The sequence below is a fragment of the Parapedomonas caeni genome (genome assembly GCF_041060555.1).
GTDB lineage: Bacteria > Pseudomonadota > Alphaproteobacteria > Sphingomonadales > Sphingomonadaceae > CAUJIW01.
Window position 1 is genome coordinate 88315 of the sequence record NZ_JBEUDS010000012.1, and the last position, 18306, is coordinate 106620.

An 18306-nucleotide genomic window follows, 5' to 3' on the forward strand; every position below is an offset into this window, starting at 1 on the left:
GCCGGTCGCTGCGCCGTACCGCACTCTCTGCTATCATCGGCGGTGTCCGCCCCTGATCGCCCGCTGTCTCGCGCAAGGGAGCCGCGCCATGGGTTTTGAACGGCAGCCTGATTTCGGTACGCCCGAGGTGGTGGCGCCGCACGATGTCACGCTGAGCATCGACGGGCGCCCGGTGACGGTGCCGGCCGGCACCAGCGTCATGCGCGCCGCCGCCGTGGCCGGTGGCGCCATTCCCCGGCTGTGCGCCACCGACAGCCTTAACGCCTTTGGTTCCTGCCGGCTTTGCCTTGTCGAGGTGGAGGGCATGCGCGGCACCCCCGCCAGCTGCACCACGCCGGTGGCCGAGGGCATGGTCGTGCACACCCAGACGCCTCGTCTGCAGAAGCTGCGCCGGGGTGTGATGGAACTGTATATTTCCGATCATCCGCTCGACTGCCTGACCTGTGGCGCCAACAACGACTGCGAGCTGCAGGACATGGCCGCCGCCGTCGGTCTGCGTGATGTGCGCTACGGCTATCAGGGAGCGAACCACCTCGACGGCGCGTCCGATTCATCCAACCCCTATTTCGACTTCGATCCGGCCAAGTGCATCGTTTGCGCCCGCTGCGTGCGCGCCTGCGACGAGGTGCAGGGCACGCTGGCGCTCACCGTCACCGGGCGCGGCTTCCAGTCGGTGGTCAGTGCCGGGCAGGCGGATGATGACTTCCTGTCCAGCGAGTGCGTCAGCTGCGGCGCCTGCGTCCAGGCCTGTCCCACCGCCAGCCTGCAGGAAAAAAGCGTCAGGGCGATCGGCAAGCCGGAGCGGTCGGTGATCACCACCTGCGCCTATTGCGGCGTCGGCTGCACTTTCCGCGCCGAGATGCGCGGCGAGCAGCTGGTGCGGATGGTGCCCTGGAAGGACGGCAAGGCCAATCGTGGTCACAGCTGCGTCAAGGGCCGTTTCGCCTGGGGCTACGCCCACCACCAGGACCGCGTCACCACACCGATGATCCGCGAGTCGATCGACCAGCCCTGGCGGCCGGTGAGCTGGGACGAGGCGCTCGGCTTCACCGCCGCCCGCCTGCGGGCCATCAGGGCGACGCACGGGCCGCGCGCGCTGGGCGGCATCACGTCGAGCCGCTGCACCAACGAGGAAACGTTCCTGGTGCAGAAACTGGTACGCGCGGGCTTTGGTTCCAACAACGTCGACACCTGTGCACGGGTCTGCCATTCGCCCACCGGCTACGGCCTCAAGACCACGTTCGGCACCTCGGCGGGCACCCAGGATTTCGACAGCGTGATGGCGGCGGACGTCATCATGGTGATTGGCGCCAACCCCACCGACGCCCATCCGGTATTCGCCAGCCGGCTGAAACGCCGGCTGCGCCAGGGGGCGCGGCTGATCGTCATCGACCCGCGCCGCATCGATCTGGTGCGCAGTCCCCGCGTCGAGGCGGCGCATCACCTGGCGTTGCGGCCAGGCACCAACGTGGCGGTGCTGACCGCGATGGCACATGTCGTCGTTACCGAGGGCCTGGGCGACGCGGCGTTCGTCAGCGCCCGTTGCGACGCCGACAGCCATGAGGACTGGGCCCGCTTCGTCGCCGACACCCGCCACAGCCCGGAAGCGCTGGAGGCCGTCACCGGCGTGCCGGCGGCGACGGTGCGCGCCGCCGCGCGGCTCTATGCCACCGGCGGCAACGCCGCGATCTATTATGGCCTCGGCGTCACCGAGCACAGCCAGGGCTCGTCGACAGTGATGGCGATCGCCAACCTGGCGATGGCGACCGGCAACATCGGCCGGCCGGGCGTGGGCGTCAATCCGCTGCGCGGCCAGAACAATGTCCAGGGTTCGTGCGACATGGGCAGTTTCCCCCATGAGCTGTCGGGCTACCGTCACGTCGCCGACGCCGCGACGCGGGCGCTGTTCGAGCGCGACTGGGGCGTCAGCCTGGACCCCGAACCGGGTCTGCGCATCCCCAACATGCTCGACGCCGCGCTCGACGGGTCGTTCCGGGCGATCTACATCCAGGGCGAGGACATTCTCCAGTCCGATCCCGACAGCCGGCATGTCGCGGCCGGGCTGGCGGCGATGGAGCTGGTCATCGTCCACGACCTGTTCCTCAACGAGACGGCGACCTACGCCCATGTCTTCCTGCCCGGTTCGACCTTTCTGGAGAAGGACGGCACCTTCACCAACGCCGAGCGGCGCATCCAGCGGGTGCGCAAGGTGATGACGCCCGCCAGCGGTATGGCGGACTGGGAGGTGACCCAGGCGCTCGCCAACGCCCTCGGGCTTGGCTGGCGCTACACGCACCCCGGCGAGATCATGGACGAGATCGCCCGGCTGACGCCGAGTTTCGCCGGCGTGTCATATGCCCGGCTGGAACAGGCGGGCTCGCTGCAGTGGCCGGTCAACGACGCCGCGCCGGAAGGCTCGCCGATCATGCATGTGGAGGGCTTCGTGCGTGGCCGCGGTCAGTTCGTGGTCACCGACTATGTGCCGACCGACGAGAAAACCGGACCGCGGTTTCCGCTGCTGCTGACGACCGGGCGCATCCTCAGCCAGTACAATGTGGGCGCCCAGACCCGACGCACCGCCAACACCGTCTGGCATCAGGAGGATGTGCTGGAGATCCACCCGGCCGACGCGGAGAATCGCGGTGTCCGCAGTGGCGACTGGGTGCGGCTGGCCAGCCGCAAGGGCGAGACGACCCTGCGCGCCCTGGTGACGGACCGGGTGGCACCCGGGGTGGTCTACACCACCTTCCATCACCCGGAGACCCAGGCCAACGTGGTCACCACCGACTATTCCGACTGGGCCACCAACTGCCCCGAGTACAAGGTGACGGCGGTGCAGGTGACGCCCTCCAACGGCCCCAGCGACTGGCAGCGGCAACAGGCGGCGCTCGCCGAGCGGTCGCGGCGTGTCCTGGCCGTCGATGCCGCGGGCTGACGGACGGCGGTCGAGGGAGCACGCCTGATGGACAACGAACGCCTGATCCGCATGGCCAACCAGATCGCCCGCAACCTCGCTGTTCGGGGCGAGGCGGCGGCCGCCGCCGCCACCGCCGATCACATCCGGCAGTTCTGGGATCCGCGCATGCGCGCGGCCCTGCTCGCCGTCGACCGGGCGGCCCTGTCGCCGATCGCCGCCGCCGCCGTGACCAGGCTCGCCGCCGCCTAGCCCTCGGACGAGGGGACCGGGGCGGTGCGACTCAGGCGGGCTGGCGCACTGACGGACTGGCGTCAGGGCTGGTGTCGCTGAGCGGCTGCGGGATGCGGCTGACCATCTCCTTCGGGCAGACCTGCCAGAACTTCAGCCGCTCGCGGTCCCAGTTGGCGAGCAGGTTGTAGGCCCACTTCGAGGCGGTCTCGCGCACATGCTCCTCGATCAGCGCCTTCAGCTCGGCCTCCCAGTGGGCCGAGGCCAGCCGCTGATAGACCACCGACTCGTCGTTGACGCGGTGGGCGAAGTCGTCGTCGCGGTCGTAGATGTAGGCCATGCCGCCGGTCATGCCGGCCGCGAAATTGTCGCCGACGCTGCCGAGAATCACCGCCGTGCCGCCGGTCATGTACTCACAGCCGTTGGCGCCGCAGCCTTCCACCACCACGACCGCGCCGGAGTTGCGCACCGCGAAGCGCTCGCCGGCCTGGCCGGCGGCGAACAGCCGGCCGGCGGTGGCGCCGTAGAGCACGGTGTTGCCGATGATGGTGTTGTCCTGCGTCTCCAGCGGGCTCGACACCATCGGCCGCACGACGATGGTGGCGCCCGACAGCCCCTTGCCGACATAGTCGTTGGCGTCGCCGAACACTTCCAGCTTCAGACCCTGCACCGCGAAGGCGCCCAGCGACTGGCCGCAGGTGCCGCGCAGCCGCACCGTCACATGGCCGGGCTTCAACCCCTTCATGCCGAACTTGCGGGTCAGATGGCTGGAGAAGCGGGTGCCGATGGCGCGCATGGTGTTGCGCACCGAATAGGTCAGCTGCATCTTCTCGCCGCGTTCGAACACCGCGCGCGCGTCCACCAGCATCTGGGCGTCCAGCGTGTCCGGTACCGGGTTGCGGTGGGTCGGGATGTTGAACCGCCGCTTGTCCGGCGCGGCGTCGACCTTGGCGAGAATCGGGTTGAGGTCGAGGTCGTCGAGATGCTCGGCGCCCCGGCTGATCTGGCGCAGCAGCTCGGTGCGGCCGACGATCTCGTCGAGCGTGCGGGCGCCCAGCCGGGCGAGAATCTCGCGCACTTCCTCGGCGATGAAGGTCATCAGGTTGATGACCTTCTCCGGCGAGCCGTCGAACTTGCGCCGCAGCGCCTCGTCCTGGGTGCACACACCCACCGGGCAGGTGTTGGCATGGCACTGGCGGACCATGATGCAGCCCATGGCGACCAGGCTCAGCGTGCCGATGCCGAATTCCTCGGCGCCGAGGATGGCGGCCATGACGATGTCGCGGCCGGTCTTGAGGCCGCCGTCGGTGCGCAGCTTCACCCGGTGGCGCAGCCCGTTGAGGGTGAGCACCTGGTTGACCTCCGACAGCCCCATCTCCCACGGCGTGCCGGCGTATTTGACCGAGGTCTGCGGACTGGCGCCGGTGCCGCCGACGTGGCCGGAGACCAGAATCACGTCGGCATGGGCCTTGGCGACGCCGGCCGCCACGGTGCCGATGCCCGCCGACGACACCAGCTTCACGCACACCCGCGCGTCGGGGTTGATCTGCTTCAGGTCGTAGATGAGCTGGGCGAGGTCCTCGATCGAGTAGATGTCGTGGTGCGGCGGCGGCGAGATCAGCGTCACGCCGGGCGTCGAGTGGCGCAGGCGGGCGATCATCTCGGTCACCTTGAAGCCGGGCAGCTGGCCGCCCTCGCCGGGCTTGGCGCCCTGGGCGACCTTGATCTCCAGCTCCTCGCAGGCGTTGAGATATTCCGCCGTCACGCCGAAGCGGCCGGAGGCCACCTGCTTGATCGGCGAATTGGCGTTGTCGCCGTTGTCGTAGGGCTGGTAGCGGGCGCTGTCCTCGCCGCCCTCGCCCGACACCGACTTGGCGCCGATGCGGTTCATGGCGATGGTCAGCGTCTCGTGCGCCTCCGGCGACAGCGCGCCGAGGCTCATGCCCGGCGTGATGAAGCGCTTGCGGATCTCGGTGATCGACTCCACTTCCTCCAGCGCCACCGGCGTCTTCGACCAGTTGAACTCCAGCAGGTCGCGCAGCGATACCGGCGGCATGTCACGGATGCCGCGCGAGAATTGCAGGTAGGTGGAATAGCTGTCGGTGGCGACCGCCTGCTGCAGCAGATGGATGAGCTGGCCCTGATAGGCGTGCAGCTCGCCCCTGGCGCGGTAGCGGTAGAGGCCGCCCACCGGCAGTGCCACCACGTCCTCGTTGAAGGCTTTCTCGTGCTTCTCGGTGACATTGCGGTGGATCGAGTTCAGGCCCATGCCGGAAATCTTGCTCGGCATGCCGGGGAAGAATTCGTTGACCAGCGCGCGCGACAGGCCGACCGCCTCGAAGTTGTAGCCGCCACGGTAGGACGAGATCACCGCGATGCCCATCTTGGCCATGATTTTCAGCAGGCCGTCGTTGATCGCCTTGCGGTAGCGCCGCACGCAGTCCTCAAGGTCGAGGTCGCCGAACAGGCCACGGGCATGGCGGTCGGCGATCGCCTCGTGCGTCAGGTAGGCGTTGACGGTGGTGGCGCCGACGCCGATCAGCACCGCGAAATAGTGGGTGTCCATGCATTCGGCGGAGCGCACGTTGATGGAGGCGAAGGTGCGCAGACCCTTGCGCACCAGGCTGGTGTGCACGCCGGCGGCGGCGAGGATCATCGGGATGGCGACGCGGCTCGCCGACACCAGCTCGTCGGTGAGGAACAGCTGGCTCTTGCCCGAGCGCACCGCCAGCTCCGCCTCGGTGCGGATGCGGGCGATGGCGGCCTTCAGCGCCTCCGGTCCGGCGCCGGCCTCGAAGGTGCAGTCGATCACCTGGGCGTTGTCGCCGAAGTGTTCGATCAGCTTTTCCCATTCGCCGTTGAGCAGCACCGGGCTGTCCAGCACCATCACGTCGGGCTGGCGGGCGTCGCGGTCGAGCACGTTGGCGAAATTGCCGAAGCGCGTCTTCAGGCTCATCACCCGGTCCTCGCGCAGGCTGTCGATCGGCGGATTGGTGACCTGGCTGAAATTCTGCCGGAAGAAGTGGCTCAGGCAGCGCGGGTTGTCGGAGATGACCGCCAGCGGCGTGTCGTCACCCATCGAGCCGACCGCCTCCTTGCCGTCCTCGGCCATCGGGTGGAGGATCAGCTCCAGATCCTCCAGCGTGATGCCGGCGGCGACCTGGCGACGGCGCAGCTCGTCGCGGCTGAACGTCGCCGGCTTGCGGAAGCCCGGCGGCAGCACGTCCTCCATGGTCTTGAAGTCCTGCACCCAGTCGGCATAGGGCTGGGCGGCGGCGATGCGGTCCTTGATCGCCAGGTCGTTGTAGAAACGGCCCTCGTCGAGGTCGACGGCGATCATCCGGCCCGGGCCCAGCCGGCCCTTCTCGCGCACGCTGTTCTCCGGCACCTGCACCATGCCGGCTTCCGAGCCGACGATCAGCACGCCGTCCTGGGTGATGGTGTAGCGCATCGGCCGCAGGGCGTTGCGGTCCATGCCAGCCACCACCCAGCGGCCGTCGGTCATGGCCAGCGCCGCCGGGCCGTCCCATGGCTCCATCACCGAATTGAAGAAGGCGTACATGTGCCGGTGGGCGTCCGGCATCGAGGTCTTCTTGGTCCAGCTCTCCGGCACCATCATCAGCTTGGTGGTCGGCGCGTCGCGGCCGGCGCGCACGATCGCCTCGAACACCGCGTCGAAGGCGGCGGTGTCGGAGGCGCCGGCGGGGATGATCGGCTTGATGTCCTCGGAATGCTCGCCGAAGCTCAGGCTGGCCATGCGGATTTCATGGCTCTTCATCCAGTTGGCGTTGCCGCGGATGGTGTTGATCTCGCCATTGTGGGCGACCATGCGGAACGGCTGGGCCAGCCACCACTGCGGGAAGGTGTTGGTGGAATAGCGCTGGTGGTAGATGGCGAAACGCGAGACGAAGCGCTCGTCCTGCAGGTCCGGGTAGAACACCGACAGTTCCTGGGCGAGGAACAGACCCTTGTAGATGATCGACCGGCACGACAGCGAGCAGATGTAGAAGCCCGAGATCTGTGCCGCGATGATCTTCTTCTCGATGCGCCGGCGGATCAGATAGAGGGTGCGTTCGAAGGCCGCCGCGTCCTCGTCGTCGCGCGGGTTGCACAGCAGGATCTGCTCGATCTCCGGGCGCGACAGCGCCGCCTTCTCGCCGATCACCGAGGTGTCGACCGGCACCTGGCGCCAGCCGTAGATTTCGTAGCCGGCGTCGATGATCTCGGTCTCGACGATCTGCCGGCAGGACTCCTGGTCGCCGAGGTTGGTGCGCGGCATGAACACCTGGCCGACCGCGATCAACCCCGGCTTGGGGGCGTGGCCTGTGCGCTCGATATGCTCCTCGAAGAAGGCACGCGGAATCTCGACATGGATGCCGGCGCCGTCGCCGGTCTTGCCGTCGGCATCCACCGCGCCGCGATGCCACACCGCCTTCAGTGCGTCGATCGCCGCCGTCACCACCCGGCGCGACGGCTTGCCGTCGAGGGCGGCCACCAGGCCGACGCCGCAGGAGTCGTGCTCCTCGTCGGCGCGGTACAGCCCCTCGTGCTGCAACCGAGCCCGCTCGGCGGCCATCCAGGAAACGATATCGGTCTGTTCGGTCATGTCACCCTCCTTCGGGGACGGGAAAATCGGTCGGTCGGTTGCCGGGGGCGCGGGCGACGGCGCCTCAGGCGGCCGCCGGCGCCTTGGCGGCCTGCGCCACCAGATAGCGGTGCATGGCGGCTGCGGCCTCGCGGCCGTCGCGGATCGCCCACACCACCAGGCTGGCGCCGCGCACGATGTCGCCAGCGGCGAACACGCCGTCGAGGTTGGTCATCTGCGTCTTGTGGTCGATGCGCAGGGTGCCCCAGCGGGTGACGCCCAGCTCGCCGGTGCCGAACAGGCTCGGCAGATCCTCGGCGTCGAAGCCCAGCGCCTTGACCACCATGTCGGCGGGCAGGGTGAAGCTGGAACCGGGTTCCGGCTCCGGCGACCGGCGGCCGCTGGCGTCCGGCGCGCCCAGCCGCATCCGGTGGGCCTGCACCGCCTCCACCCGGTCGGTGCCGTGGAAGGCCTCGGGGGCGGCCAGCCAGATGAACTCGACGCCTTCCTCCTCGGCGTTCTTCACCTCGCGCTGCGAGCCGGGCATATTCTCCCGGTCGCGGCGGTAGAGACACTTCACCGAGGTCGCGCCCTGACGGATGGCGGTGCGCACGCAGTCCATGGCGGTGTCGCCGCCGCCGATCACCACCACATGCTTGCCGCGCGCGTTCAGCGCGCCGGAGTCATAGGCGGCCACCGTGTCGCCCAGCCCCACCTTGTTGGCGGTGGTGAGATAGTCGAGTGCCGCCACCACGCCGTCGAGCCCCGAGCCCGGCGCCTTGATGTCGCGCGCCTTGTAGACGCCGGTCGCCACCAGCACCGCGTCGTGGCGGTCGCGCAGCTCGGCCAGCGTCGCGTCGCGGCCGACGGCGAAGCCGAGGTGGAACACCACGCCGCCCTCGATGAGCCGGCGGGTGCGCCGTTCGACGACGTCCTTCTCCAGCTTGAAGCCGGGGATGCCATAGATCAGCAGCCCGCCGGCGCGGTCGTGGCGGTCATAGACGTGGACGTTGTAGCCCTTGAGCCGCAGCTGTTCGGCCGCCGCCAGACCGGCGGGGCCGGCGCCGATGATGGCCACCGACTGGCCCGAACGGTCCGCCAGCGGCACCAGCGGCTTCACCCAGCCCTGTTGCCAGGCGTTGTCGGTGAGGAACTTCTCCACCGAGCCGATGGTGACCGAGTTGAAGTCCTTCTCGATGACGCAGTTGCCCTCGCACAGCCGGTCCTGCGGGCAGATGCGGCCGCAGATCTCCGGCATCGAGTTGGTGGCGGCGGAAACCTCGTAGGCCTCCTCCAGCCGTCCCTCGGCGGTGAGCTTCAGCCAGTCGGGGATGTTGTTGCCCAGCGGACAATGCACCGAGCAGAACGGCACGCCGCACTGGGAGCAGCGGCTGGCCTGCTCCTCGGCTTTCGCCAGCGCATAGCCGCGATAGATTTCCTGGAAATCGCCCGCCCGTTCGTCGGCGCCCCGTTTCTCGGGGTAGGCCTGCGTGACACTGACGAACTTCAGCATCTTCTGTTCCGCCATGGTGGGCCTCCTGGGCGGCCGGACGGGCCGGCGGGTGATGACAAGCATGTGGTGGCGCGCGCGACGGCACGTCGCCACGGAAGCTTGCTACATCAGGCTGGGGCGGGATGCCAGCGGAAAATCGGATTTGAGGCAGTAATGATGACTTATTTGGGCTGGCCGGACCGACGTCATTGTCAGTCGCAAGTCGTTATCAGGGGTATTTGGTCCGCTTCACTCCATTTTTAATACCGATTCGGACTTAATGCCCCAGCGACAGCGCCGCCAGTGCCAGACCGCCGACGACGATTCGGTACCAGGCGAAGGGGGCGAAGCCGTGCCGGCTGACGAAGGCGACCAGCGCCTTGACCACCACCAGCGCCGCCAGGAAGGCGGTGACGAAACCCAGCGCGATGCCGGCGCCGTCGTCGAGGCTCAGCAGGTCGCGGTGCTTGTAGAGGTCGTAGACGGTGGCGGCGGCCATGGTCGGGATGGCGAGGAAGAAGGAGTATTCCGCCGCCGTGCGTCGCTCCACCCCCATCAGCAGTGCGCCCATGATGGTGGCGCCCGAGCGCGACACGCCGGGGATCATCGCCAGGCACTGCACCAGGCCGATGCGTAGCGCCAGGCCGGGGGTGAAGTCCTCGACCCGGTGGTGGCGGACCTGCTTCACCATGCGTTCGATCACCAGGATGGCGACGCCGCCGATGATCAGCGCCCAGGCGACGCCCCAGGGGTTCTCCAGCAGCGCCTTGATGTTCTTGTAGGCGACGACGCCGATCACCATGGCGGGCAGGAAGCCCAGCAGCACGACGGTGGTGAAGCGCCAGGCGTCCGGCTCGCGCGCCACCAGCCCGCGGGTGACGCTGGTCAGCTTGTCGCGGTAGGCGATGCACACCGCCAGGATGGCGCCGAGCTGGATGGCGATCTTGAAGGTGCCGCCGGGATCACGGAAACCGATGAAGTGGTCGGCCAGCACCAGATGACCGGTGGAGGAGACCGGGATGAACTCGGTCAGTCCTTCCAGGATGCCCAGCAGAATGACCTGGATCAGGTGGGCCGGATCCATCGGCGCGTCTCCTTCGGTTGGCGCGCGGCGCGCGTCAGCGATGTGGTGGGGTGGCCGGACCGGTGGCCGCGGTTCAGGCGGCCTTGGTCGAGAACCGGCCCTTGGGGCGATACTGCACAAGGTAGCTCGGCGCGATCGCCTCAAGCGGCGTCGGGCTGACGCCCAGCGCCCGCAGGTCGGCGCTGGTGGGCGACACCACGTTGTCGCGCGCCAGCATCAGCAGCTGGTCGCTGGTCAGCGGCGCGCCCGGCAGCCAGCCGGTGAGGCTGGCGAGCAGCCCGGCGGCGGCCATCGGCACCTCGACCAGCGGCCGGTCGAGCATCGCCTCGTCGAGGATGTAGGCCAGCAGGTCGCGCATGGTGTAGGTGCGCGGGCCGCCCAGCTCGAAAACATGGCCACCCACCTCGGCGGGCGCCTCCAGCGCGCTCACCACGGCGGCGGCGACATCGGCGACATAGACCGGCTGGAAGCGGGTGTCGCCCGCCACCACCGGCATCACCGGCAGCATCCGGGCCAGCCTGGCGAAGCGGTTGATGAAGTCGTCCTCCGGGCCGAACACCACCGAGGGGCGCAGGATGGTCGCCTGCGGCAGTGCCGCGCGCACCGCGGCCTCGGCCTCGGCCTTGGTCCGGGCATAGCGGGCCGGCGAGGCGGCGTCGGCGCCGATGGCCGACATCTGCACGAAGGCGCGCACGCCGGCGGCGGCCGCGGCCCGGGCCACGGTGGCGGCGCCCTCGGCCTGCACGTCCTTGAAGGTCTGGTGGCCGCTTTCGGCGAGCAGGCCGACCAGGTTCACCACGCCGTCAGCGCCGGCGACGGCGCGCGCCACCGACTCGGCGTTGCGGACATTGGCCTGCACCAGCTGGATCTGGCCGACGGCGCCCGAGGGCTTGAGGAACAGCGCCAGGTTGGGGTTGCGCACCGCCACCCGCACCCGGTGGCCGCGGGCGGCCAGCTGCTGCACCACGTAGCGGCCGATGAAGCCCGAGCCGCCGAACACCGTGTAAAGATCACCCGCCATCGTGAGACGCCTCCTTGAACGCGCCAGCAGAAAAAATCACTGCGGCGTCTATTGCCTGAGCATCAGGCCATTGACAACCGCCTGACGAGGCCCTAACCACCCGCCTCGCACTTGAACGCTTACGAGAGTAAGCATTGCCCCTGTGCCCAGGTGGCGGAATTGGTAGACGCACTAGCTTCAGGTGCTAGCGCTCGCAAGGGCGTGGAGGTTCGAGTCCTCTCCTGGGCACCATTTTTCTTTCCGGACGCTTCCGCAAGTGTCCGGAAAAATCCAAGAAAACAGAAGCTTACGACCAGTTGAGCGTCCATCGGCATCCAGCCGAATTCGTTGAAATTGGCGGTACATGACGGTATATCTGACGGTATCAAAACCGACAGAGGTGGCGCCATGCTGACCGATCTGGCCGTCCGAAAAGCCGCGCCGCGCGACAAGCCCTACAAGCTCTCCGATGGGGGCGGGCTGTACCTGCTGGTGACGAAGGCGGGTCAGCGATACTGGCGGATGGACTACAGGTTCGGTGAAAAGCGAGCGACAGCCGCGCTGGGGGTCTATCCGACCGTCACCCTCGCCGAGGCGCGCGCCAAACGGCTGGAGATCAAGAAACAGATCGCAGAGGGCATCAATCCCGCCGCCAAGCGCAAGATCGACAAGATCACCGGCCCGCTTGCCAATGTGAACAGCTTCAGGGCCGTTGCCGAAGAGTGGCTCGACAAGGCCCGACGCGAGGGCCGTGCCGATGTGACCGTGGGCAAGCTGACATGGCTGCTCGAATTCGCCTACCCCATCATCGGAGACCGAAAGGTCAGCGAGATCAAGGCGCCCGAGCTGCTGGCCGTCCTGCGCGCTGTCGAAAAGCGCGGCCATTACGAAACCGCACGAAGGCTGCGCAGCACCTGCGGGCAGGTATTCCGCTATGCCATCGCCACCGGCCGCGCCGACCGGGACGTTTCAGCAGACCTGCGTGGCGCACTGATCGTGCCCAAGGTGACGCACCGCGCCGCCATCACCACACCGAAGGAAGCGGGCGAACTGCTGCGCGCGATCGACGCCTATTCGGGTTATCCGGTCACTCACGCAGCGCTGCGGCTGGCTCCCTATGTCTTCGTGCGCCCTGGCGAATTGCGGCAGGCCGAATGGAGCGAGTTCGACTTCACCCGCAACATCTGGACCATCGCTGCCGACAAGACCAAGATGCGCGTCGCACACCGTGTGCCGCTCAGCCGTCAGGTGCTTGCCATCCTGGAAGAGCTGCGCGAGATCAGCGGCAATCGCCGCTACCTGTTCCCCGCCCAAGGCAAGCGCGACCGACCGATGTGTGAAAACACGATCAACCTCGCGCTGCGTCGGATGGGATTCGATGGCACCACAATGACCGCCCACGGCTTCCGCGCCATGGCCAGCACGCTGCTGAACGAGCAGGGCCATTGGAACCCAGACGCGATCGAGCGCCAGCTTGGCCACGCCGAGACCGATGACGTCCGCCGCGCCTACGCGCGCGGCGAGCACTGGGATGAGCGGATCAGGATGATGCAGAGCTGGGCGGACTATCTCGACCAGCTAAGGTCCGGTGCAAAGGTGCTGCAGGGGAGCTTCCGCAAGCCATCTGGCGCTGCGAGCGCATTGCCAGGTTGATCCTGCTGCACCGCTCAGGATCTGTCCCCAATCTGTTCAACTGGCGATTTCCGCATCCAGGTAGGCCTCGACGCGCTGCATACCTGCGAGGCCATCTGCCAGCATGAGGTCGAGCGCGCAGGCCCCATTAAAGGCCTCGTTAGGTGCACGAATCCACCGCGCGGCTCTATCACTGTCAGTGAACAAGCATCGCAATGCGCGATGAATGCCGAGCAGCGCTGCAGCCCGCCCTTCGCCTTTCATAAGCCGCTCGGCTGCTTCATTTGGAACGCCCCAGCGCGCGACCCATGCAGCGGCCGCCCGCGCCATGGCTAGCATTTCGGCATCGTCGTATTGAGCGCTTGCGATCGGCATGGACAGATCCACTGACTTCGACACCCCTCGATAGCATGGAACGTCCGTTCAGACCACAAGTCTACTTACCGATCGGTAAGAATCTTCCGATAAGCATCAATATCAAGGCGCATCCTTCCCGATCGGGAAGAAATGCTCTTGAATCTCTGCGGCACATATGCAATCTTACCGCTCGGTAAGAATGACATGATCGACAACGCAACCCAATTCGGCGCAGCCGTCGCCTCTGCCCGCAAGGCCCTTGGCCTTACCCAACGGGAGCTGGCGCTCGCAATCAACAGCGGAGAACGCTTCATCGTCGATCTGGAAGCAGGCAAGCCCACCGCCCAACTCGGCAAGGCACTCGCCGCCGCCAAGGCTGTCGGCTTGCGGCTCACCGCAACCGGCATTTCGCAGGCCTGATGGTGGACCTTCCGGTTCACTACGAAGACCGCCTGGTCGCCACGATCAGCGCCGACGCGCAGGCCACCCGCCTTGCCTATGCGGATGCCTGGGGTTCATCCGCTGACAGCTTCCCGATCTCGCTGGCCATGCCGATCCGGCCAGAGCCCTATGACGGGGACCAGGTCCTTCCATGGCTGATGAACCTCCTGCCCGAGGGCAAACCACTGCGCGCCATGACACGGGCGCTCGGCGCGGCACCGGAGGATGCACTCGGCCTGATCGCGCAGACCGGCAACGATCTGGCAGGCGCGCTCAGTATCGCGCCGCAGCAACCGCGTGGCGAGCACGGCTATCGTCCGATCCCGGATGCCGGTGCACTTGAACGGATCATCGAGGAACTGCCAGCGCGGCCATTCCTGGTCGGCGAAGACGGCGTCTCGATGAGCCTTGCCGGCGCACAGGAAAAGCTGCCGGTGGCAATCATCGACGGTCAGATCGCCGTGCCGATCAACGGCGCGCCGTCGACGCACATCCTCAAGCCCGACAATCCACGCCTGCCCGGCAGCGTCCAGAATGAGGCGCTGTGCATGGTTCTCGCTCGCAGGATCGGTCTCAATGTCGCGCCGGTGACGACCGGCGTAGCAGGGAAGCGCAGCTATCTGTTGGTCGATCGCTACGACCGGATAGGCACCGGCAACGATGTCCGTCGCCTGCATCAGGAGGACTTCTGCCAGGCTCTCACCCGTCTTCCCGCCGCCAAGTATGAGTTCAACGGCACCGGCACGCGCGGCCCCTCAATCGCCGACATGTTCGCCCTCGTCCGCCAGCATATGACCGCACGCGACATCACCAGGCTGCTGGACGCTGTGATTGTCAATATCGCGATCGGCAACGTCGACTCCCACGCCAAGAACTACTCGATCCTACTCGGCCCGGGCGCGCCGCAACTCGCCCCGCTCTATGACCTGATGTCCGGCCTTGCCTGGACGAACATCACCCAGAACCACGCCCAGGCGATCGGCGGGCAGCGCCGCGGTCGGCATATCTACGGTCGCCACTGGCGGCGCATGGCCGAAGCCGCAGGACTGGCAGCGCGAGGAACGGTACAGCGGGTGGAACAGGTGACGGCACGGTTGCTGCGCGAACTGCATGCTGCGGTCGAGGAGGTGGCAGCAATGCCAGCAGGTTCATCGATGCTGGAGATCTTCGCAAAGGAGATCGAGGAGCGGGCAACCGAAGTCAGGGCGCATGCAGGACAGGAAGGTGTGCCGGATGCCCCGGAATCGGCCACTGAAGATCCGGCAAGCGACGCGACGGCATATCATGGCTGAAGCGGCTTCGTTCCGGGCGCTCAAGGATCAGCCGGGATCACCCTGACATTCTCCTGCGTTCCAATGATCCACCCAGCCACTTCTTCACCAACAGCCTGCTCACCTCGCCGTCGGATGGCGCATTCCCAGACTATGCAGACGCGCCATCCGCAGCCGACAAGCGCTTCGACATTGGCGACATCGCGCTCTACGTTCCGGGCAAACTTCGCTTCCCAGAAGTTTGCGTTGGATTTCGGCACCGAGGAATTGCGGCATCCCGCGTGACGATGCCAGAAGCATCCATGGACGAATATCGCGGCACGATGCTTTGCCAGAACGATATCCGGTTTTCCGGGCAGTTTTGAACCATGCAGCCGGAAACGGAAACCGGCCCGGTGAAGGGCTTTGCGAAGGCGTACTTCGGGCGTGGTGTTCTTTCCGCGGATGCCCGCCATCATGCGGGAGCGGGTATTTGCATCCACGATGTCGGCCAACGGTTGCGCCCTTTCTGCCGGTGTGCGACTTGATCAGCAAGAATAACAGGATAACAGAAAACCGTCGATGAATGCTGCATTTGCCATAGTTGATCTGTTCGCCGGCCCGGGAGGACTTGCCGAAGGCTTTTCAGCTTACGAAACCCGCGAAGGAATGCGGCCATTCTCCGTCCGGCTGTCAGTCGAAAAGGAGAAATCAGCGCATCAGACATTGTCGTTCCGTGCGTTCCTGCGTCAGTTCGGCGCGCGTTTTCCGCAGGAGTACTATGACTGGCTCAACAATGGCGGTGCAGAACCGGACTGGCAGACACTTTATCCTGCCCAATGGAAAGCGGCCGGAGAAGAGGCGCTCTGCCTGACCCTTGGCGATGAAACTGCCGGCAAGATCATTTCCCGGCGGATAGAGGATATCCGTAAGACACACGGGCGCAATACCGTCCTGATCGGTGGGCCTCCCTGCCAGGCCTATTCGCTTGTCGGCCGGGCGAGGAACCGAGGCATTGCCGACTACGATGCGGCACAGGATCACCGGCACTTCCTCTACCGGGAATACATCCGCATCATCAGCCAGCTCGAACCCGCTGCTTTCGTCATGGAGAACGTGAAGGGCATGCTTTCGTCTACGGTCGACGGCGTCCGGATGTTCGACCTCATCACGGCTGATCTGAAGACACCGCCCGGTACGCAGGGTTACGAACTCTTCGCCTTTGCCGCCAAGGGCTCCGGATGTCTGGCGAAAGGGAAGCGGCCCGCCGATTTCGTGGTGCGCGCCGAAGAGCTCGGGGTGCCGCAGGCGCGCCATCGCGTCATCATCATCGGGCTCCGCCGCGACATCGCGAATGCGATCGAGCGCGCAGACCGGCACGTTGACCGCCCGGTCCATCCCAGGGCGACGGTCGCGCACGTTCTGGACGGCATGGCCCGCCTGCGCAGCGGGATCAGCCGTAGCCCGGACTCGCCGGATGCTTGGCGGGAGGCCATCGAGCAGGCCTGCCGCGACCTGTCCGAACTGGAGACCGGTCTGCCCCCCGAGGCAAGCACTGCGTTCATGGACAACCTTGCCGCCACAAGGGCCATGGCGGGAGACAGCGCCGCGCTTGCGAGACGGGCAAATACTCCGAACGGCATCGGCAACGCCTGCCCCCCGGCCCTGGCTGACTGGCTGCGGGATGACCGCCTGCACGTGCTCCCTAACAATGAAACACGAGGGCACATGCTGGCGGACCTCGCCCGCTATCTCTTTGCAGCAGCGTGGGCGGCCAGCACCGGCCAGTCACCCAAAGCTTCCTCCTTCCCGGCAGCCTTGGCACCCGAGCACCGCAACTGGGCAAGCGGCAAGTTTGCGGACCGGTTCAGAGTCCAGCTGCGCGGACAGCCATCGACGACAGTCACCAGCCACATTTCCAAGGACGGCCATTACTTCATCCATCCGGACCCGTCGCAATGCCGCAGCCTGACGGTGCGTGAAGCTGCGCGGCTCCAGACGTTCCCGGACAACTACCTGTTCCGGGGAAACAGGACACAGCAGTTCGTGCAGGTGGGCAATGCCGTTCCGCCATTCCTTGCGCGTCAGATCGCGGAAACACTCTGGGGTGTACTGGCCCGGATCGGCACGGGCATCGGAGCTCCTGCAGAAGCGCCAGCGTCAATAAAGGAAAATGCCTGACAATGGCGGCTGTGTCTGATCAAGCTAGGGTGAAAACGAGGGAGGTTCCTCCGCACGCGTCCATGCTCATCGAGAGCATGCGGGACATCGGGTATTCCCTCGAAACCGCGCTGGCTGACATCATAGACAACTCGATTACCGCCAAAGCTCGCTCGATCAGGCTGCTGGCGGACACCACCAGCGCTCAGCCAAGCCTCGCCATTCTTGATGACGGCGAAGGCATGAGTGAGGACGAACTCCTCGCTGCCATGAGGCCAGGTAGCCGGAACCCGCTCGAAACCAGGGACAAGGAGGATCTCGGTCGCTTTGGGCTTGGTTTGAAAACAGCTTCGTTCTCCCAGTGTCGCAAGCTTACTGTGGCATCGCGCAAAGACGGCGTCACATCCTGTGCCCGCTGGGATCTCGACAAGGTGGCGCAGACCAACCAGTGGCTGGTCGAATTGCTGGATGACCAATCGTCGGTTCCATGGATCGACGAACTCGGGTCCTCCGGAACTCTTGTTGTATGGGAAACGCTCGACCGTCTCGTGGAAGGCGATGCCAGCGATGCGCGCTCCGCCTTTGTGTCACGAATCGACGAGGCTTCTGAACACCTCGAGCTTGTTTTTCATCGCTTTTTGGCGGGTGAGCGGGGGATCAAGAAGATCGCCCTTGAACTCAACGGGCGAGCGCTGGAACCGTTCGACCCGTTCCACTCCACGCATCCTGCAACACAGGCCGGGCCCGTAGAGAAGATCAAGTCGGGGGGGCAGGAAGTAGAAGTTCAGGCTTTCACGCTCCCCCATCACAAGAAAGACCCGGAGGGTTGGGAAAGGTATGCCGGAAAGGCCGGATATCTCAAGAACCAGGGTTTCTATGTTTACCGCGGGAAACGTCTGATTATCCATGGGACCTGGTTCGGCCTCGCCCGGCAGAAAGAACTGACCAAGTTGGCGCGCGTCAGGATCGACATGCCCAACGGGATGGATGCCGAATGGAAAATCGACGTCAAGAAGGCTTCTGCGCAACCACCTGGACACCCGCAAAAACCCCTCGCGTTTGGGGCCATGATCTGATTCACTCTGTGCATTGGACGGAGAGGTTTGATGCACTCACGCAGCCTGTTTTCGCTGGCGGAGCACCTGGAGCGGCTGAGCAAG

General features: G+C 66.2%; 13 protein-coding genes and 1 tRNA gene. 8 read left to right on the forward strand and 6 right to left on the reverse strand.

The window, feature by feature from the left end; translation table 11 throughout:
- Positions 1–88 precede the first annotated feature (88 nt).
- Both fdhF and ABU113_RS10020 read left to right on the forward strand, forming a co-directional pair.
- Positions 89–2935: a formate dehydrogenase subunit alpha gene (gene fdhF, locus ABU113_RS10015; RefSeq protein WP_454559374.1), complete on the forward strand. Its 2847-nt coding sequence runs from the start codon at positions 89–91 to the stop codon at positions 2933–2935.
- Between the two features lie 27 nt (positions 2936–2962).
- Entirely contained in the window at positions 2963–3166 is a 204-nt protein-coding gene (locus ABU113_RS10020) for a formate dehydrogenase subunit delta (protein ID WP_454559375.1), read from the forward strand.
- Positions 3167–3197: 31 nt separating this feature from the next.
- Here the strand turns inward: ABU113_RS10020 and gltB are convergent, their stop codons facing one another.
- From gltB to ABU113_RS10040, 4 genes are all read right to left on the reverse strand, one after another.
- Positions 3198–7751: a glutamate synthase large subunit gene (gltB, locus tag ABU113_RS10025; protein ID WP_454559376.1), complete on the reverse strand. Its 4554-nt coding sequence runs from the start codon at positions 7749–7751 to the stop codon at positions 3198–3200.
- Positions 7752–7815: 64 nt separating this feature from the next.
- The gene (locus ABU113_RS10030; protein ID WP_454559377.1) at positions 7816–9258 is read right to left on the reverse strand and encodes an NAD(P)-dependent oxidoreductase; all 1443 of its coding nucleotides are present in this window, start codon (positions 9256–9258) and stop codon (positions 7816–7818) included.
- A gap of 241 nt (positions 9259–9499) precedes the next feature.
- The gene (locus tag ABU113_RS10035; protein ID WP_454559378.1) at positions 9500–10306 is read right to left on the reverse strand and encodes an undecaprenyl-diphosphate phosphatase; all 807 of its coding nucleotides are present in this window, start codon (positions 10304–10306) and stop codon (positions 9500–9502) included.
- A gap of 73 nt (positions 10307–10379) precedes the next feature.
- Positions 10380–11327 carry a complex I NDUFA9 subunit family protein gene (locus tag ABU113_RS10040; protein ID WP_454559379.1) on the reverse strand — a complete coding sequence of 316 codons (948 nt, stop codon included), beginning with the start codon at positions 11325–11327 and terminating at the stop codon, positions 10380–10382.
- Between the two features lie 144 nt (positions 11328–11471).
- Between ABU113_RS10040 and ABU113_RS10045 the strand changes: the two genes are divergently transcribed.
- Both ABU113_RS10045 and ABU113_RS10050 read left to right on the forward strand, forming a co-directional pair.
- A tRNA-Leu gene (locus ABU113_RS10045) sits at positions 11472–11558 on the forward strand.
- A 156-nt stretch (positions 11559–11714) separates the two neighbouring features.
- Positions 11715–12959, forward strand: coding sequence for a tyrosine-type recombinase/integrase (locus ABU113_RS10050; protein ID WP_454559380.1), 1245 nt, complete (start codon positions 11715–11717; stop codon positions 12957–12959).
- A 36-nt stretch (positions 12960–12995) separates the two neighbouring features.
- Here ABU113_RS10050 and ABU113_RS10055 read toward each other — a convergent pair whose 3' ends face one another.
- A complete protein-coding gene (locus ABU113_RS10055; protein ID WP_454559381.1) occupies positions 12996–13313 on the reverse strand; it encodes an MbcA/ParS/Xre antitoxin family protein in 318 nt (105 codons plus the stop codon).
- Positions 13314–13499: 186 nt separating this feature from the next.
- On the opposite strand from ABU113_RS10055, the gene ABU113_RS10060 reads away from it, so the two are divergent.
- Both ABU113_RS10060 and ABU113_RS10065 read left to right on the forward strand, forming a co-directional pair.
- A complete protein-coding gene (locus ABU113_RS10060) occupies positions 13500–13715 on the forward strand; it encodes a helix-turn-helix domain-containing protein (RefSeq protein WP_026150031.1) in 216 nt (71 codons plus the stop codon).
- A complete protein-coding gene (locus ABU113_RS10065) occupies positions 13715–15028 on the forward strand; it encodes a HipA domain-containing protein (protein ID WP_454559382.1) in 1314 nt (437 codons plus the stop codon). Before ABU113_RS10060 ends, ABU113_RS10065 begins: the two co-directional genes overlap by 1 nt.
- A gap of 20 nt (positions 15029–15048) precedes the next feature.
- On the opposite strand, the gene ABU113_RS10070 is transcribed toward ABU113_RS10065, so the two are convergent.
- Positions 15049–15501, reverse strand: coding sequence for a very short patch repair endonuclease (locus ABU113_RS10070; protein WP_454559383.1), 453 nt, complete (start codon positions 15499–15501; stop codon positions 15049–15051).
- A gap of 67 nt (positions 15502–15568) precedes the next feature.
- Here ABU113_RS10070 and ABU113_RS10075 point away from each other — a divergent pair, with 67 nt between their 5' ends.
- Together ABU113_RS10075 and ABU113_RS10080 are read left to right on the forward strand one after the other, a co-directional pair.
- Complete coding sequence (locus ABU113_RS10075; RefSeq protein ID WP_454559384.1) at positions 15569–17167, forward strand: DNA cytosine methyltransferase; 1599 nt, start codon at positions 15569–15571, stop codon at positions 17165–17167.
- 62 nt (positions 17168–17229) lie between these two features.
- A complete protein-coding gene (locus tag ABU113_RS10080; RefSeq protein ID WP_454559385.1) occupies positions 17230–18222 on the forward strand; it encodes an ATP-binding protein in 993 nt (330 codons plus the stop codon).
- Positions 18223–18306: the final 84 nt, after the last annotated feature.

Bases quoted from the DNA above. Each gene is read 5' to 3' on its own strand.
- ABU113_RS10075 (WP_454559384.1), top strand. From the start codon at position 15,569: ATGAATGCTGCATTTGCCATAGTTGATCTGTTCGCCGGCCCGGGAGGA.
- gltB (WP_454559376.1), bottom strand. From the start codon at position 7,751: ATGACCGAACAGACCGATATCGTTTCCTGGATGGCCGCCGAGCGGGCT.
- fdhF (WP_454559374.1), top strand. From the start codon at position 89: ATGGGTTTTGAACGGCAGCCTGATTTCGGTACGCCCGAGGTGGTGGCG.
- ABU113_RS10040 (WP_454559379.1), bottom strand. From the start codon at position 11,327: ATGGCGGGTGATCTTTACACGGTGTTCGGCGGCTCGGGCTTCATCGGC.
- ABU113_RS10065 (WP_454559382.1), top strand. From the start codon at position 13,715: ATGGTGGACCTTCCGGTTCACTACGAAGACCGCCTGGTCGCCACGATC.
- ABU113_RS10080 (WP_454559385.1), top strand. From the start codon at position 17,230: ATGCTCATCGAGAGCATGCGGGACATCGGGTATTCCCTCGAAACCGCG.
- ABU113_RS10035 (WP_454559378.1), bottom strand. From the start codon at position 10,306: ATGGATCCGGCCCACCTGATCCAGGTCATTCTGCTGGGCATCCTGGAA.
- ABU113_RS10055 (WP_454559381.1), bottom strand. From the start codon at position 13,313: ATGCCGATCGCAAGCGCTCAATACGACGATGCCGAAATGCTAGCCATG.
- ABU113_RS10030 (WP_454559377.1), bottom strand. From the start codon at position 9,258: ATGGCGGAACAGAAGATGCTGAAGTTCGTCAGTGTCACGCAGGCCTAC.
- ABU113_RS10050 (WP_454559380.1), top strand. From the start codon at position 11,715: ATGCTGACCGATCTGGCCGTCCGAAAAGCCGCGCCGCGCGACAAGCCC.
- ABU113_RS10060 (WP_026150031.1), top strand. From the start codon at position 13,500: ATGATCGACAACGCAACCCAATTCGGCGCAGCCGTCGCCTCTGCCCGC.
- ABU113_RS10020 (WP_454559375.1), top strand. From the start codon at position 2,963: ATGGACAACGAACGCCTGATCCGCATGGCCAACCAGATCGCCCGCAAC.